This is a genomic window from Lysinibacillus sp. S1, from assembly GCF_044986265.1.
Taxonomy (GTDB): domain Bacteria; phylum Bacillota; class Bacilli; order Bacillales_A; family Planococcaceae; genus Lysinibacillus; species Lysinibacillus capsici.
Map to the genome: position 1 here is coordinate 2,023,461 of NZ_CP173154.1, position 17,123 is coordinate 2,040,583.

A 17,123-nucleotide genomic window follows, 5' to 3' on the forward strand; every position below is an offset into this window, starting at 1 on the left:
ATCAAACAACTCCATTTAGAATTAATTGATTGCAATCAATTCGCTTATGCCAAAATCCATTTCTCATATCTGTAAAACCCTTTTCTGTAGTGAATCCTAAAATAAAACCATTCTCAATTAAAATCGGCAACAATTCCACTTGCATTTGAATTGACTGCTCACCACCACCAAAAGACGGTGTATACAGTTTCACATCTTTATTCAATAATTTTTCTAAGTAGTTTTTACAACCACGTATTTCTTTATCATAAAAACCCTGTGGATTCCTTTCATATGGTAAGTGATTCACACTATGAACACCTATAGACATACCACTCGCATCCATCTCAAGAATTTCTCTCTCTGATAAATAAAATTCTTCTATAAAGTTTTCAAGTGTGTGATAAATAGAAGTTACTTTCCTCTCTAAATAAGGACGACTTTGCTCTTCTGACCAATAAAAATTAAATAAATATTTGACATAACGTCTATATTCATTCATCTCATATGAATAAATATCACTCTTATTTTTAATTTCAGTTACATTGACTTGTTGAAAAACTTCTTCCCAAATTTGCTCTTCTTTGAAATGTGAGAGTACCGTATGCACTAAATGAAAAATTGGTACTTTTCTTTCTATAAGTGGACCTGACATAATTGTAAAATAACCAGGAACATTTAATTCTTTTAAAATTCGAAATGCATTGGTATACTGATCTTTTGTTGCATCATCAAATGAAATAATACATTTTGGTTTTTGCGTTTGCTTATGTATGTCCTCTGGCTTAATAATTTCATAATGCTCTTTAGCCCACTCCACTTGTTTTCTAAAATCACTTGGTGAGATTGGGACACTCCCCTTCCACTCTTCCGGCTCCATAACGTAGTGATACATAATAACTAAATCTTCCATTTCATACACCCTCTATATTGGAAAATAACTTTATAAATTACTTAATTTATCTTCTATCAACTGAATAAGTTTCCCTACAAATTGAAAGTCCTTAGACATCATTTCTTCATCAGAAAAAGTAATATTAAACTGTTCTTCTAAATCAAATACAAACTGCACAAGACCAAAAGAATCAACATAACCTTCTTCCACATAATTTAATTCATCTAAATTCTCATGTTTTTCAATTTCATGTTTTTCTTGTAGAGAGGTTAATACATATTCTCTAATATCCATCTAAACTTCACTCCGTTATATGGTTAATAATTTGTGTTCGTAATAATTTTCCCATTGCATTTTTCGGTAAATCTTTAACAAAAAAAATTTTTTGCGGTTGTTGATAGTCAGCTAACTTTTTTGAACAATAGCGCTGAATATCACGTGCAGATAGTTCGTTATCCTTCTTTAATACAATAGCTACTGCTACAACTTCTCCTAATTTCTCATCAGGATATGAGAAAGATGCACATTCCTCAATTTCAGGTAAACTACTTATTACTTTATCAACATCTGTTGGATAGACGTTAATTCCTCCTGTTATAATTAATTCCTTTTTTCGACCTGCAAAATACAGATAACCATCTTCATCTACATATCCCAAATCGCCCGTTTTAAAATAACCACCGGCAACGCTCTCTTCAAATAGGTCCATTTTCTTATAATATCCTTCACACATTAATAATGTACGACAGGCGATTTCACCAATTTCATATGTTTTAGTTTCTTTAAAATCATCGTTTATTATTTTAATAGTTGCGTCCTTCAAGGGTTTTCCAACAGAATTTTGCTTACTTAAACTTTCTTTAAAATTAATACTTGTCATAGTAGAAGTTTCCGATGTTCCATACATTTCATAAAAATCACACTGCAATCTCTCTATTAATTCTTTTCGTACATTTCCCTCCAATAGTGCCGATGAGGAAACAAGGCACCTTAAAGAATTCATATCGTCTTGTGGCACTTCCATCAAGTGGTGATTAATTTGTGTTAGCTGTGCTGACACAGCAATTGTAAACGTTACTTGTTGTTCCTTGACAATCTTTAACCATCTAGTTGGAGTAAAACGAGCCATTAGAATACACGTACCCCCTATTAACAAAGGCATTAAAACTAGCCTCTCAGCTAAAGAATGGTATAAAGGTGTTGCAGCTAATACTCTATCTTTTTTTGTCACTTTATATAAATCATAATGTGCTACAATACGTTTGTTTTTATTTTCTTGTGTCAATAAAATAGGTTTCGGAGTCCCTGTTGAACCAGAAGTAAGTGTAATAATAAAGGTTTCTTTTCCATTCACTTTTTCATTATATGGTCTCAAAGAAGATTGTTGGTCTACATTTAATAATGATGTTTTCCCTTCCATATATGCATCCAGACAAAAAGATCGACCTTGTAAGTATAAATTTTTATTTTTTTCAAAAAATCTAGCATTAGCAATAATGTGTTTTACATCTGATGCTTCAAAGGCCTGAATTATTGCTGCCTCTGGTAAAGTTGGATTAATTGGCACTAAAGTAATACCATTATTCGCAGCCGCCAACATTAAAGCGACAGATATTATGTTATTATACATAGGTATACCTATATGTTCACCATATACTACTTCGTTTTCTAACAAAAAATTAGCATATTGACTCGTTAATTTTGCTAATTCCTTATAAGTAATACTTTCACCCTCACACCAAATAGCAATTTTATCTCCATTTAACTGGGCTGTCTTATAAAATAAATCTGCTAACGTCATAATATTTTTTCTCCGATTATAAGTTTACTTTACGACCTATTTCGGCCGACATATATGCAGCATACGTGACTTTAATTGTATCATATGCTAATTTAAAGCCTGACTTCGGCTCTCGGTCATAGTAGATACATTCCATGAAATCTTGCATCTCATCAGTGTAGCCCCTGATTATTTCATCTGCGATAAATGGCTTATTCCAACCTTGTTTACTTGGAAGCATTTCAGATAAATATATATCATTTAACCCATCTTCATCCAAGAAGTATGTCTCCATTAAATCGTTCAGGGTAATCGTACAATTAATAGTAGCATCATTACAGTAGAGTTCAACATAATTTTTACTACCCCCTAAACAAACATCTGTCGCAATAACTACTGCCTTGGAACCATCCGAAAATGTAATAATCACTGTACCCATATCTTCTACATCTTGAGGTCTTGCCATAATATGGCGATGCTCGTACTCAGTCAAAGTAGGTGTAATTCTTCCCATATCCCCAAGAACACTTTCTATATGAATCTCAATTCCTCTTGCTTTGGCTTCTTGTTGTTTTAGCCATAAAACTGCAGATAAAGGATGTGAGCCTGTCCGAATAAAAGTGCCTCCTCCTGTTTTTGACCATTCCCCAGCCACTGGTGAACTAGATCCTTTTAAACTTTCTTCGCCTTTCATATACAATATTCGGCTTTTTTTTGCCTTAATAACTTCTGCAGCTTTAACCACAGCAGGAGCATAGACAAAATTTTCTGCATACATAAATTTCCTTCCCGACTTTTCAACAACCGCTTGTAGTTTATCTAATGATTGCAAAAGTTGGTTGTACATTTCGGCTTTTGAAACGTTATTACCAATTGGTAATACATCATTTTCACGTCCAAAAAATCCCGAGAGAGGCTTTTCACAAATTACATGCTTCCCTGCTTCCATTGCTCGTATTACCATATCTTCATGTACATATGGAGGTGTACATATATCAATTACATCAATTTCATCATCGTTAATTAAATCTTCAAAATTATAAGAAGCATATTCAAAACCATATAGATTCTTAGCCGGAATTAGTTGCTCTTCCCGTCTTGCAACGATTGTTTTAAATTTCAATGGGATTTTACTAACTCTTTCAAGAGCTTGCATATGTAATTCTGTTGCTCTCCCTGCACCTACCATGCCTATTACTATGGGTTTCATTATTCTATCCCCTTTACATTTTATATAAGATGATATATTGGTATTGGATAGTATATTATTCTATCTATATAACTCCATTTGGGTTATAGTGTTATACAAACCGTTCATATCGCGTATTTTTTAGTGATATTACATTTTTTTCACCATAGAATTAGGGCGATCTTGATCTCCATCAGCTTTAAAAAACTTAGTATTAGGCAATTTATGATGCACCCAAATGTCTACATTTGCCTGTAAAAAAGGCTCAAAGTAATTTGGTATCACATTTCTATCATCTTCTATACGTAATATAAACCCGGCATTTAATATATAATCATTATTAAAGCCATAAGCATAAAAATCTATATACTCAATATTTCTTTCTACAAATAACTTTTTAAAATCGTCATATAAACCTTCAAATAAGCTTTCGTTTCCTAAAAAGTCCATAATACGAATTATTTTAGTATCATTTTGTATTACTTCTCTCCAAACTAATAAAGCCCCTATTTTATTTTTATCTTTGATTCCGTAAACTTCATATTGATAAATTGGGTGTTTGAAATAACGTTTTTCTAAATACCAGGAGTCTTTATAAGGAATGGAATCTATATTGTCTAGATTAAAGTTTTTTGTAACCTCTTCTATAGAATTTAATCTAATTAAATTTGTTCGCTTCTTTGCTTTATTTTCAGAATGATTTATTCTTTCAATTTTTGCTATCTTAAAATTATCTATAGTATCATTTAAAAAATAAAAGTGTTGCATTTTTCCTACCGTTTCTTTAAAAAACATTTTTCTTAAAGGAATGGTTGTTCGTGGATTCGCTCCATTTCCAATTTGGGTTCTACATTTTGTTAATTCGACTACTCGCTTAGCTAGTTCTATTCCTAAAAAAGGCATGTTTTCTCGCGTGTCAACAACTTTCCACATACTTCCCCAAATATCCCTTTTATCAATATTATTTGGATGAGAGCAATTTAAAAATCCAAAAATCCCTTCTAACAACCCACTTACTTTATCAATTGCTATCACGAAATTCACAATTTCTCCGTTAACATATTCATACTCAAATAATTCTCGATTAATAGCCATAATATGGCCTTCACGCCAATGTTCATTTAAAAACGCCATAATCATCTCTATATCTGAATACTTCGCTAAACGAATTTCGTATCTTTCATCAAATTTATTCATAATTTCACCTCAATTGCTGTGCTAGGTATATTGATAACCTTTCTCTTTAATTTCTCCGTCACCATCAAATCCATCCTCGGACAACCTTTATACATCCCTAACTCATGCATCGGTGTCCAAATAGGTCGACTCATGATACCTTCATCATTTAATAGCTGTAAAACTTCATCTCGCTTATACGTTTCATCAAGCAATATCGTCTGTAACCAGTAATTGCTTGACGTATGAACCGGTTCTTTCATTAAGCGCACGCCATCTATAGTTGCGACAAGCTTATCATAAAAGTTTGTGAGCGAACGCTTTTGCTCAATAAATATTCGGAGCTTTTCTAACTGTGCACAACCCAGCGCAGCATTAATATTTGGCATACGATAGTTATAGCCGATTTCATCGTGGACAAATTCCCACTTGTGTGGCACTTTGGCAGTTGTTGTGAGGTGCTTCATATAATTAGCGAGCTCCTCGTCATCTGTCAAAATTGCACCGCCGCCACCTGTCGTCATAATTTTATTGCCATTAAAGCTCATCGCACTTACTTTACCAAATGTCCCTGTATGCTTCCCTTTATAATAGCTACCAAGTGATTCTGCCGCATCTTCTACGAGAACAATATGATACTTTTCACAAATAGCGACGAGCTCGTCCATCATACAAGGGTGACCGAACGTGTGCATTGGCACAAGTGCTATTATACGACGGTTCGTCTGTTTATTAAAAAGCACACCACCGCGCATTTCACCAATTTGTACTAAGTACTGCTCAAGTTTCACAGGGTCTACACCAAGTGTCTCTTCATTCACATCCACAAAGTGCGGCACCGCCTGCAAGTAGCTCACTGCATTCGCTGTCGCAATAAATGTTAAAGAAGGCATGAGTACTTCATCTTGAGCCTCAACTCCAACTGCCTTTAGGGCGATATGCAGTGACGCCGTACCGTTCACGACAGCTACCGCACGCTTCACACCGACAAATTTCGCCAAGTCTTCCTCAAAGCGTGTGACATATGCCCCGACAGACGACACCCAGCCAGTTTCTATACAGTCTGTTACGTATTCGACTTCTTTTTCATTGAATGTTGGTTCGTGTAATGGAACAAATTCTTTCCCGTATAACTGTTTAATGTTATGAGCAAATTCTATCCATTGTTTCGTCATATGTTATACACATCCGCCTTATATTGTGCTAAATTTTTAGGATTCGTAAACCATTCAATCGTTTCTTCTAATCCTTGTCGGAAGCCTTTTTTCCCGCCGTATTGTGGTGTCCAATTTAATAGCTCTCGCGCTTTTTGATTATCGGCCCAAAGACGCTCAACCTCGCTCTTTTCAGGACGTAGGCGTTGTTCATCTGTCTCAATCGTCAAATCTACATCCATAATGTCAGCAATCATTTCAGCTGTCTCACCAATCGATACTTCATAGTTCGAACCGATATTAATAACTTGCCCAATCGACTTTTCAGATTGCATAACAGAAATAAAGCCTTGCACAGTATCTTTCACATAGTTAAAATCACGAGTCGGACTCACTGCACCAAGCTTAATTGTCGTTTGACCACTCGCGAGCTGGCTAATAATTGTCGGTATTACCGCGCGTGCTGATTGACGTGGGCCATACGTATTGAAGGGACGAATAATAGAAACAGGTGTGTCAAATGAGCGATAAAATGATAACGCCATTTGATCTGCCCCAATTTTCGATGCTGAATACGGCGATTGTCCTTGTAGTGGATGATTCTCGTCAATTGGCACGTACATAGCTGTACCATATACTTCACTCGTAGATGTGTGGACAACCTTTTCTACATTTAATTCCTTTGCCGCTTGCACGATATTCAACGTCCCAGTTACATTAGTATCAACATACGTCGCTGGTGAGTGATATGAATAAGGTATTGCAATAAGTGCCGCTAAATTTAGCACATGTGTACAGCCTTTCATCGCTTCTTTTACACCGTAAGGATCGCGAATATCGCCTGAGAATACATCAAGTTGTGATTTAATATCTTGCGATACCTGGTCGAGCCATCCCCAAGAATTAAATGAATTGTAGTAAACAAATGCTCGTACGTCGTGACCTTCACGTACGAGCTGCTCTGTTAAATGTGAGCCGATAAAACCGTCGGCGCCGGTGATTAATATTTTTGACATAGAAAATCCCCTGTTTATTATTGTATTATTTGTACTTGCTCTTCAAAGAACGGTTTGATTTCATATACGAATAAATCCGCAACTAATACCCAATCTTTCTTACTTAATCCTTCATTAATTTCCGTTAAAAACATTTGAATTTGCTCTATAGGAAAATTCAGCTCGATATTATGCTCCTTTAGCAATGGTTTTAATTCCATCAACCAAATCATACCTTCTGAAAAATCTTGTACAGCGAGTAGTGCATCATCATGCTTGCCATCTGCTAATTGTTCTGCAATATACTGTGCACCATGGGGGATATTGTAAATATACTCATTATAACTTGCAATCACTTCTTGTAAGTCTGTCATGAACGTGTACCTCTCTCTTCAATTTCTAATAATACTTCTTGTGTATAACGTCTAGCTTTCTGGAATACCACTAATAATTTTTCATATAATGCTTTACTTTGATTATAAACACGCTCATACGTCTGTTCTAGTGTTTCATTTTTTCCTTTTTTATAATCTTTACGCGTTTCTAAAATAATAAGGTATATGACACTATCTAGAAGTACTTGATCATACAATTCAATTAATTTCTCGTCAATTTTATCTAGCTTTTTGAGAACAGGTTTTGTAAATTGAATGTTAGATTTCTTTTCCCTTAGTATCGTCAGTGCTTTTTGAAGTTGGTGTTCCAATTGACGATATACATCCATTTCATCTTCAAAGAATTTTTTTAATTGCGTTAAAGTGACTGTTTGTTTCTCATAGCTGGCATCTTGCAATTCTTTCGTTTGTAAAAGGTCCGCATACTCCTGACAAAAATCTTGGAATGTTTTTTGCGGCATTCCTTCAATTTTACTGCCACCCTCTGTACAGTTATAAATGACATGGTTGTTTTTTAACACTTCATAAATTTCCTCGAATTGCTGGCGCATTGAATTAAACGTTAAATCTGTATAAACTTTATCTCCATTATACCCTTCTACTTCATAAGCATGATTTCTAATTAGCCAATTTTCATCAATTTCTACATACCCAGCATTGTCTGCTGCATGTGTTTGATTATTTGTAAATGCTAAATCTTGTCCAATTAATGCGACAGGACCACTTGAGATAAACGTAGCAACATGGAGCGCTGTATGTGCACAGCTCCCCCCATTGAGCATAATCGGTATTTTAATCCCTAACTTTTCCTCGCAATAATCTAAAATTGTATCTTCTATCCCCATACCATAAAAATACAAATTATTTTGATACTTCTCAGTTATTTTGTAATGGCTACTAAGCGCCGTAATTAATTTTGATTTTCCTATTTCTAGGTTTTTAAAATGCAAATCATAGTTAATTTGTGCACCGTCAATTGTCAAGACATAATCTGGTTCAATGCCTGCTGCAAGTAAGGATTTAGTCGTAGAACCTGCTGCGATAATGACAACTTGATCTGCAATTTTCTTTAGTAAAGGAAGCTGCTTTGTTAATGATGGTCCACCTGAAGCGACAATAACAGGCTGTGTATAGCGTTTATATAAACGATTCAAGCTTTCTGCACCATTCAAGTATTGGAGATTACGGCGAACATTTTGTTGCCAAATATCACTAAAGAAACTAATCGTATTTCTTCTCATTCGATCTGCTAAGTAGCTTTCTTTCACAATTAAATTGATATTGCGCTGCTCCATCGGAAACAATTTATCATAGTTAGGAGAACAAATTAATTTCATATTTGTATCATATTCATTGTGATAAGCTCTAACCTGCTCTTGGAACAGTTTTTTATTAGAAATGACTGTCACACCTTCAACAGTCATTGTTTTTTCAATGCCACTCATGGCAGGCTCGTAAACGAGTAATGGGGCATCCTTTAATTTCGCTTTTAACGCTTGTGCAACATAGCCATAGCCATAGCCGAATAATACATGTAAATAATCTTCTTCGATTTCCTTTTCAGCTATTTTTTCTGCCTCTTTTATAGGGTCATATTTACTATGTAATAAATAACCACCTAATGCAATCGTTGGAGAACCAATTTTTGTATCGATATATTCTATTGTTGGTTGTTGTTGTTTCATTTCAGCAATAATATTTTTCGATTTCAATGTATAGTCTTCCAAAGCCTTTGTATTTCGCTTCGTTTGTTTTGCCAACTCATCTAGTGCTACATCTATATTCACATGTCCATCTTCTAACTGAAAGAGTGGTAACCCATAACGATAATCTACATGGATTTTCGTATTAGCACTCGTAACTGTATAGCATAGTTGGCGTTCATTTATATTATGATGTTGGGGTTTCTTTTTTAATACATACTTTACAAGTTCAAGGAAATCAGCATCCATACCGTGATTTGTCGATTTAAAAATTACATTATCTACTTTTGTATTGTCAATAATTTCAAATTGAACGTGTTGTAACTCGCTTAAACTTTTTTTCTTATCCGCCGGATTCACTAAATTATCTGTTGTGCCTATAGCTGAATAAATAAATGCACCATTTTCAAAATTTTTATAAAGTTGGTGTAACGTTAATGCCTCTTGATCTTGAATAATATCCTTTGCTAAGTAATTGAAGTAAACACATAATTTTTGTGTATATAGACATCTCTCATACTTTAAATACACTGGGGAGACCCACGCTGCTAGATCAACAATATGAGAAAACAAATGCGGCACTAAGCGGTTGCTAAGATGCAGTAAATAGGCCCCTTGCGATTGTCCAAATCCGATAATTCGCTGTTCATTATATTGAAAACCATTTTTAGTTAAAACAACTTTAACAGCTTCAATAGCGGTTATAATGTCGATTGCCTGCATATAACTCATATCCGCAAATTCATCTAAAGTTTCGTCTAATTTTGCATAGACAGGAAATTCTGCATCTTTATTTTGCAATAATGGTATTAAATTTGATGAATCATTTTGGATTTGTGCGATTTCATGATCTAAAAATATTTTAGCTAAAAAAGCAGTTTCATCGTTAAATGTAAATCTGTCAACGCCTTGCATAAAACGATTCCCAAAATAATCACATTGTATTGTCACTACATTATATAAATCTGAAAATTGACTCCGCATTTTTTTATAAACATTAGAGTCGATATGTCCACCAAAACCAGGAGCAAAAATAAAGAATCCGGTTTCCTCGTTCGTCCCTTTTTCAGGTAGCGCAAATTCGATTCTTAACTCTCTTTTATTATAGCCATTCCATATTGTATGGTGTGCAGGAATAATGATTGATTCTAAATGTGCCACCTTTTCTCTTCTCCTTCACGTTCCTAATTTTTTATGTATTAATGAGTTAAATTCACCTTACTACCCTATGTATATCGGTTATTTCTTATAAATATAAAGAAAAAGCCTTCAAAAAGAAGGCTTTTTCTAAATTTCTTATTGTAATAATTGAAGAACACCTTGAGGTTGTTGGTTTGCTTGTGCAAGCATAGATTGTGCTGCTTGCATTAAGATGTTGTTCTTCGTGAAGCCCATCATCTCTTTCGCCATATCAGCATCACGGATACGAGATTCAGCATCTTGTAAGTTTTCAGCTGATGTACCTAAGTTTTTCACTGTATGTTCTAAACGGTTTTGTACTGCCCCTAAGCGAGAACGCTCAACAGATACTTTTGTCACAGCGTCATCGATTTTCTTGATTGCTGCATCCGCATCTGCACGAGAAGTAATTTCCATTAAATTTTTACCTTGATCATCTGTTAAATTAAGACCTTTAAGACCCATTTCAGCAATATTTACTTCAATGTTTTGACCTGTGTTTGCACCGATGTGGAATTTCTTACCTTGGTACGTACCATCTAATAACTTCATGTTATTGAACTCAGTTTGTTCAGCGATACGATCTACTTCATTACGTAATGCTGATAATTCTTCTTGAATTTTACCTACGTCTTTATTTGCTACAGTATCTTTATTCCCAGCACCTTTACCTGAAATAAGTGTTGCTGATGCTTTAAGTGCAGTTGCTGATGCATTGATGTTATCAGCTGAGCCTTTAAGTTCTGCTGCTGACTGTTGAAGTACAGCTGCTGAACCATTAATTGTCGCTGCTGAACCGTTAAGTGTTGCTGCTGATGCTTCTAAAGCTGCTGCTGATGCAAGGCTTCCCGCTGCTTTCATTGCGTCAGCTGATGCTTTTTTAACTGTTGCTGATGCTGTTTTTGATGCTGCTGATGCTGCTTTTTTCGAAGCAGATTGTGATTTAGTAGCTGCTGACGCTCCCTTACTTGCTGCTGATGCTGTTTTTGATGCTGCTGATGCTGTTTTTGCTGCTGCTGATGCTGATTTAGTAGCATCATCACCGCGCTCATTCGTTTGAGTAGATGCTTGAACAGCTAACTCACGCATACGTTGTAAAATTGCGTGTGTTTCTTCTAACGCACCCTCAGCAGTTTTGATTAATGAAATACCATCTTGTGCGTTTTTAGAAGCCATTTGTAGACCACGGATTTGTCCACGCATTTTTTCTGAAATCGCTAAACCTGCTGCATCGTCTCCAGCACGGTTAATACGGAAACCTGAAGATAATTTCTCAAGGTGTTTACTCGTATTTGTAGTATTGTTTGCTAAGTTACGGTGTGCGTTAAACGCTGCAATGTTATTTTGAATTCTCATTTGGAATTCCTCCTTGAATGTTTTTTATTTCCACGTCCTTGTGGTTGTTTGGAAACAAAGCGTTTTTCAACTTTTTATTTCCCACAATTTCTATATCGACATGCTTTTAAAATGTTTAATATATTTAATAAATTATTTTATTAATTTATTTCAAACTTCACTACTTCGTCAAACATAGACATTCATTTATATGGTGATCGAATGCTAGTCATTTTCTCTCTCCAATATACTTTTCATTAGTTTTCTAAAATCCTTATTATTTTCTAATGTCTTCGTAAAAGATTGGATGAATTTTAATACGATTTCCTCCGATAAGCCTTGATGATAACTTCCCAAACCTATTAACGTACCTTTAATAAATAAAAACCACATAAACAATTGCTCATATTCCTTCACAAAGCTCATTTGACTTTGTGGTAAGCTATTTTTAAACACATAATTCACTAAATAATTTTCTAAAATATAGTCTTTTTCTTCAAAGAAAGGTTTGTAATAGTTTTGTACGGACTGTTTGTACAAAGCAACTGACTGCTCTACTGTATCCCCACCATTTAATTGTAAACCTTCTTCTAACTGTGCGATACATTCATCGAAACGGCGATTAAATAGCTCATATTCTTTTTGGAATTCTAGAAGGCGGTATATAATATTAATCATTTCTTCATCGCTTGGTAAATATTTGTGTATACCAAAAGACGCTGCACGATTTAAAATATCGTTACATTCGCTTATATAAAGAGGTAACCGCTGTTCCCAGTCACTCTCTTCAGTAGTTTGCATTTTTCTCATGAATATTCCTAATACTAGTAAACGAGATTCAATGGAAGCTTGGCGATTTTGAAGTATTTGAATAACAAATATACGCATATCCCAAAAACGACTCGTCACATCCGGGTATGCAAATAGTGTATGTTTAGCAAATTCATCTTCCATCATCACAAAGTCAATGCCATCTGGATTTAACAATATTAATCTCGCAGCTTCAGGGCATGCTACACTCAAATCTCTTTCTACACGCTGCTCGATAGCTGAAATTTGTCTTGGAAAAAATGTACATGTATCACACAAAAAATTTTCTCCGAGCTCAATAAAAATGTTACATAATTTATCTTCATTTAAAAATGAACAGTTCATATGTTCGTCTACTTTTATTTTAGCGTAGTTACTATCTGATGGGTTTGCGCGCTCTCTTGTTACGTTCGTGCGTAAATCTTTAGCAATCGATCCACTTGTTACTTTTCGATACATTTGGAAAGTGCGTTTATCAACACTTAACTTCCATCCCGCACAGCAAGTATCCTCACACGCTGGACCTATACAAGAGAATTTTTCAAAATAAGTAGGCTGCAATACTTGTTTCTTCATTGTTAATCCTCTTTCATTTAGTATTTACCACACAAAGAAACACCCGAAAGAAATCTTTCAGGCTTCCTTTGTCCATATTATTTATATTTTTTTAATTGATCTAATAAATCAACATTTAATACTAATGCCTCTTTGTTTTGTCTTTGAATATCTTCGAATATTTCTTTACGATGGATGGTTACTGCTTTTGGAGCGATAATCCCAAGCTTTATTTGTTCTCCTTCAACAGCTAATATTTTTATTTCAATTTGATCACCAATCATAATAGATTCATTTTTTTTCCTTGATAATACGAGCATTATTTATCCCTACCTTTTAACACTGGGATTGGATAGCGCAGCGGATAATCTTTATCGTGTAGTACTATTTGTTTACCAAGCTTTTTGTTATTATTCATAACGATTGGTGCTAATAAATTCAATGTAGATTGTTCAAAGGGTTCTTTGAATGTAATGATTACATAAGCAACTACATCCTCTTCTTTTTCAATTTGTAGCTGCTTTTTATCCTCTTCACTTATATCAAAATGATAATCTATTTTAAAAGCATAAGGGAACGCAAGAATAAAACTAATTTCTGCACACTCTATTGATTGCAATAGGATTAATGGTAAATCAACATCCAGAGGGAGAAGAACAAATTTCTTATACTCCTCTAAGCCCATTAAGCCATGTTCAAAAACTAATATATCTTGTTCCGCAATTTCTATTTCCCCCAAAAAAATCGAATTTATTTTCATTATAGAAACCCTTCTTTTGTGTATTTTCTCTTTAACGAAGAACATCGATATCAACACGTGGTCTTTGTATCATTGTTCCTGTTATTTTACCAGGTGTGTAAGCATGTATTACTTTGTTTACTTGTACATTAATTTGTGGATAACGACGTGTAATATTTAGGTCTAGTTTGCCAGGGTGATAATTCGTTTTCACTGAACCGACAGAAGGAACAAATTCAATATTATATGGACCTGCTCTTTTTGGACCATGATTTTGTTTAGCGATTTGTTGAATAACAGTGCCTTCTTGACCTTTACCAGCACTTTCTCTCATTTGTCGTCCTTCTTGCATTCGGCGCACAAGACCTTTTGCAGCTTCGTTCTTCCCCTCCTGTGCATAGCGCTCTATCATTTCACCAGTTGGAAAAAAACCTAAATCTCTTCTTGCATCCGAAGAGTCAATTGTCAATTTACCTGGTGTTGTACTCATTTCAAGAATTGCAGCTGGCTGAGAAATAGATAATTCAGCTGAAGGTTGTTTAATATATTGGATAGGATCCTGTTTTTGCCAATCCATTTGAATATCTGTTGTGCGAATTTGAATTTGTGGCAATTTCATACGCATCACATCTTTCTTAAAATATCTAAATTCATCATTTGGATAATCGATTAATTCATCCTATATTACTTTTTAAAAGAGCTTTAGTCGATTTTATCTAATAAAATCGACTAAAGTCTGCTGAATAATTTTTGCTCCTACGGATAGAGCTGCCTGGTGAATAGATTCTTGTGTTACCATATTGGTAATCGTTTCAGGATATTCTGTATCCTCGTTTAGCGACATTTGCTTTGTGGCATGTTCTTCACCAATTTTCAAACGATTTCCCATCAGTTCAACTCGATTTTGACGTGCTCCAACATCAGCTTGTAGTTTCAATGTCTTTTCATGAATACTATCTAGTGCCGGGATTGTTGCCCCACCACCATCTGTTACTTGTAAGCCAAGTGCTGCGCTCACTTCATCACTTGTTTTAGTATCATCATCTAAAGTAGCTATCACATGAGCCATAAAGTCATCGAGTTCCCCGAATAACTCAGCACCTGGTGTATTCACTGACATTCTAATTCCGTCAAACACATCAATCTCAATATTTTTCTCTTTTCCCAATGTTGTAATAGCTGGATTTTGTGGACTTATTTTATCCGTATAGAGCGGCTGATCTACATGTGTACCTGAAAAAATATAATTCCCAGCAATTTGTGTGTTACCAACATCTCGGAGAGACTCCTTAATTTGTTTCATTTCTGCATTAATTTTTTGACGTTCCTTCCCATTTGTATCATTTGCAGCCTGGACAATCAGTTCCTTGACACGGGTTAATGCAGAACCAACTTCATTAAAAGCTGAGTCCGTTGAATCTAACCATGAATTCGCTGTACTTAGATTACGTTGGTATTGTTCGTTTTTACCGAGATCTACACGGTATCCCATGCCCACCACTGCTGCAACAGGATCCTCAGATGGTTTGTTGAATTTCCTACCAGAAGTCAACATATTTTGATAGTTGGACATTTTTCCATAGCTGCTATTTAAATTCCGTAACATGTTATTAGATAACATGGATTGTGTAACACGCATCGATAACTCTCCTTTCAGGTAGCGATTATAGTCCTACTCGTCCCATTCCATTAATAATTTTGTCTAGTGTTTCATCCACTACGGTAATCATACGTGCATTAGCGTTGTATGCTTGTTGAAATGTAATCATATTGGTCATCTCTTCATCTAAAGAAACCGAACTCATCGCAGCTCGATTATTAGCGATTTGTAAATGTAATGCCTGCGAGTTCTTAAAATTAGTTTCTGCCTCTTTTCCTTTGACAGCTAAGTCCCCTGTTATTCCTCTATAGAAGTTCTGGAATGTGGCTTGACCTAAATTGGCATTTGTCTTTGACTGTAACTCTGCTAATTTAAGCATATTTTTATTATTACCAGATTCACCTGCTGTATCAGACGCAGCCACTTCTTCTGGTTTTGTAATTACTATTTTAAAATCACGGGCTGTTGTACCACTGAAAAAATCACGATTGCCAACAGTGTCGTTTAGTCCAAAACCTGCTCGATGAATCGCATTAAATTCGGTAATAAATTCATTAGCTAACTTATCCAGATTAGCTATCATTTCGGAATAGAGTCCTTGTCCTGTGCCATTATTATAACTGTGACCATAAGCTTCGATTAACGCTCGAAAACCCCCACCTTCTTTATGCAGTTGACCAAAGCTAATAGTAGAAGGACCTACCATCGGATCAGTTGGTGGTTCCCCAATATCAGAAATTCTAAACTCCAAAAACTCTGCAAAACTTCCTGTTGCTGGATCGTCTTCTTCACCATCTATACGATTACCGTTTCTATCCACAGCAGCAAGTGTTGCATATTCCCTGCCGTTTACTAAGGTGATTGGTGGACTACCATCTGATGGTTCATAGGTAATTGTAATAGTACCTTCTGCTACATCGTTTGCTAACCCACCAGATTTTTCTCGTTGGATGGACACAGGCAATTTTTTATTTAATTCATCTACCAACAAGTCCCGTGCATCATATAAATCATTCGGCACATTGCCATTCGGTTCAACCTCTTCAATTTGCTTATTAATATGAGCAATTTGTTTAAGAAGTGAGTTGACGACGTCTGTTGTAACCTTTATTTCATTCCCGATATTCCCTTGAACCTTCTTTAATTGCCGATCCATATAATTGAAGGAGTCTGCAAGAGTTCTTCCTTCAGCAAGCAACACCTGACGCCCAGCCATTAATTGTGGATCTTTAGTGATATCTTCCATTGATTTCCAAAAATTGGTGAATGCCTGGTTAATTCCATATTGAGAGGGTTCATTCATTACATCTTCTATTTGCGAGATAGATTTTACTGTGGATTCCCAATAACCTAGTCGATTTGTTTCCTGACGATATTGCCGATCAATAAACTCATCGCGAATACGTTGGATAGATGTTGCTTCGACACCTGTCCCAAGATGACCAGGATATGAAGGCGAATTTAGTCCGGCAGTTGGAAATCCAGGTGTTGCCTGCATGTTCACTCGTTGACGAGAGTAGCCTAGTGTGTTGGCGTTGGAAATATTGTGACCTGTTGTATATAAAGCAGTTTGCTGTGTGAAGAGGCCACGTTTACTAGCTTCTAAGCCCATAAATGTTGAGCGCATTTTTCTTCCTCC

Annotated in this window: 16 protein-coding genes; all 16 read right to left on the reverse strand. The window is 35.4% G+C overall.

Going from position 1 to position 17,123, the window contains the following annotated elements; all coding sequences use genetic code 11:
• Position 1: 1 nt before the first annotated feature.
• The 16 genes from ACHZEU_RS10335 to flgK all read right to left on the reverse strand — a co-directional run bounded on the left by ACHZEU_RS10335 (position 2) and on the right by flgK (position 17,111).
• Positions 2-892, reverse strand: coding sequence for a polysaccharide deacetylase family protein (locus tag ACHZEU_RS10335; protein WP_279493966.1), 891 nt, complete (start codon positions 890-892; stop codon positions 2-4).
• Between the two features lie 30 nt (positions 893-922).
• The gene (locus ACHZEU_RS10340) at positions 923-1,168 is read right to left on the reverse strand and encodes an acyl carrier protein (protein ID WP_279493964.1); all 246 of its coding nucleotides are present in this window, start codon (positions 1,166-1,168) and stop codon (positions 923-925) included.
• Between the two features lie 7 nt (positions 1,169-1,175).
• Entirely contained in the window at positions 1,176-2,675 is a 1,500-nt protein-coding gene (locus ACHZEU_RS10345) for a class I adenylate-forming enzyme family protein (RefSeq protein WP_279493962.1), read from the reverse strand.
• Positions 2,676-2,691: 16 nt separating this feature from the next.
• Entirely contained in the window at positions 2,692-3,864 is a 1,173-nt protein-coding gene (locus ACHZEU_RS10350; protein ID WP_279493961.1) for a Gfo/Idh/MocA family oxidoreductase, read from the reverse strand.
• A gap of 129 nt (positions 3,865-3,993) precedes the next feature.
• A complete protein-coding gene (locus tag ACHZEU_RS10355) occupies positions 3,994-5,040 on the reverse strand; it encodes a hypothetical protein (protein ID WP_279493960.1) in 1,047 nt (348 codons plus the stop codon).
• Positions 5,037-6,194, reverse strand: a complete 1,158-nt coding sequence (locus ACHZEU_RS10360; RefSeq protein WP_279493959.1) for a LegC family aminotransferase — start codon at positions 6,192-6,194, stop codon at positions 5,037-5,039. The genes ACHZEU_RS10355 and ACHZEU_RS10360 overlap by 4 nt, the downstream gene beginning before the upstream one ends.
• Positions 6,191-7,189, reverse strand: a complete 999-nt coding sequence (locus ACHZEU_RS10365) for an NAD-dependent 4,6-dehydratase LegB (protein ID WP_216486552.1) — start codon at positions 7,187-7,189, stop codon at positions 6,191-6,193. The genes ACHZEU_RS10360 and ACHZEU_RS10365 overlap by 4 nt, the downstream gene beginning before the upstream one ends.
• 17 nt (positions 7,190-7,206) lie before the next feature.
• Complete coding sequence (locus tag ACHZEU_RS10370; protein ID WP_257961508.1) at positions 7,207-7,542, reverse strand: hypothetical protein; 336 nt, start codon at positions 7,540-7,542, stop codon at positions 7,207-7,209.
• Positions 7,539-10,427, reverse strand: a complete 2,889-nt coding sequence (locus tag ACHZEU_RS10375) for a 6-hydroxymethylpterin diphosphokinase MptE-like protein (protein WP_279493956.1) — start codon at positions 10,425-10,427, stop codon at positions 7,539-7,541. Before ACHZEU_RS10375 ends, ACHZEU_RS10370 begins: the two co-directional genes overlap by 4 nt.
• Before the next feature lie 135 nt (positions 10,428-10,562).
• Positions 10,563-11,801 carry a flagellin gene (locus ACHZEU_RS10380; protein WP_279493955.1) on the reverse strand — a complete coding sequence of 413 codons (1,239 nt, stop codon included), beginning with the start codon at positions 11,799-11,801 and terminating at the stop codon, positions 10,563-10,565.
• Positions 11,802-12,005: 204 nt separating this feature from the next.
• Complete coding sequence (fliB, locus tag ACHZEU_RS10385; RefSeq protein WP_257961506.1) at positions 12,006-13,166, reverse strand: flagellin lysine-N-methylase; 1,161 nt, start codon at positions 13,164-13,166, stop codon at positions 12,006-12,008.
• A 77-nt stretch (positions 13,167-13,243) separates the two neighbouring features.
• Positions 13,244-13,465, reverse strand: a complete 222-nt coding sequence (gene csrA / locus ACHZEU_RS10390) for a carbon storage regulator CsrA (RefSeq protein ID WP_279493953.1) — start codon at positions 13,463-13,465, stop codon at positions 13,244-13,246.
• On the reverse strand, positions 13,465-13,905 hold the full coding sequence (gene fliW / locus ACHZEU_RS10395) for a flagellar assembly protein FliW (RefSeq protein ID WP_216486562.1): 441 nt from the start codon (positions 13,903-13,905) through the stop codon (positions 13,465-13,467). The genes csrA and fliW overlap by 1 nt, the downstream gene beginning before the upstream one ends.
• Positions 13,906-13,936: 31 nt before the next feature.
• Positions 13,937-14,503 (reverse strand): DUF6470 family protein, encoded by a 567-nt coding sequence (locus ACHZEU_RS10400; RefSeq protein WP_279493951.1) that lies wholly within the window; start codon positions 14,501-14,503, stop codon positions 13,937-13,939.
• Between the two features lie 93 nt (positions 14,504-14,596).
• On the reverse strand, positions 14,597-15,523 hold the full coding sequence (gene flgL / locus ACHZEU_RS10405; protein ID WP_279493950.1) for a flagellar hook-associated protein FlgL: 927 nt from the start codon (positions 15,521-15,523) through the stop codon (positions 14,597-14,599).
• A gap of 25 nt (positions 15,524-15,548) precedes the next feature.
• Positions 15,549-17,111 (reverse strand): flagellar hook-associated protein FlgK, encoded by a 1,563-nt coding sequence (flgK, locus tag ACHZEU_RS10410; RefSeq protein WP_279493949.1) that lies wholly within the window; start codon positions 17,109-17,111, stop codon positions 15,549-15,551.
• Between the last annotated feature and the right edge of the window lie 12 nt (positions 17,112-17,123).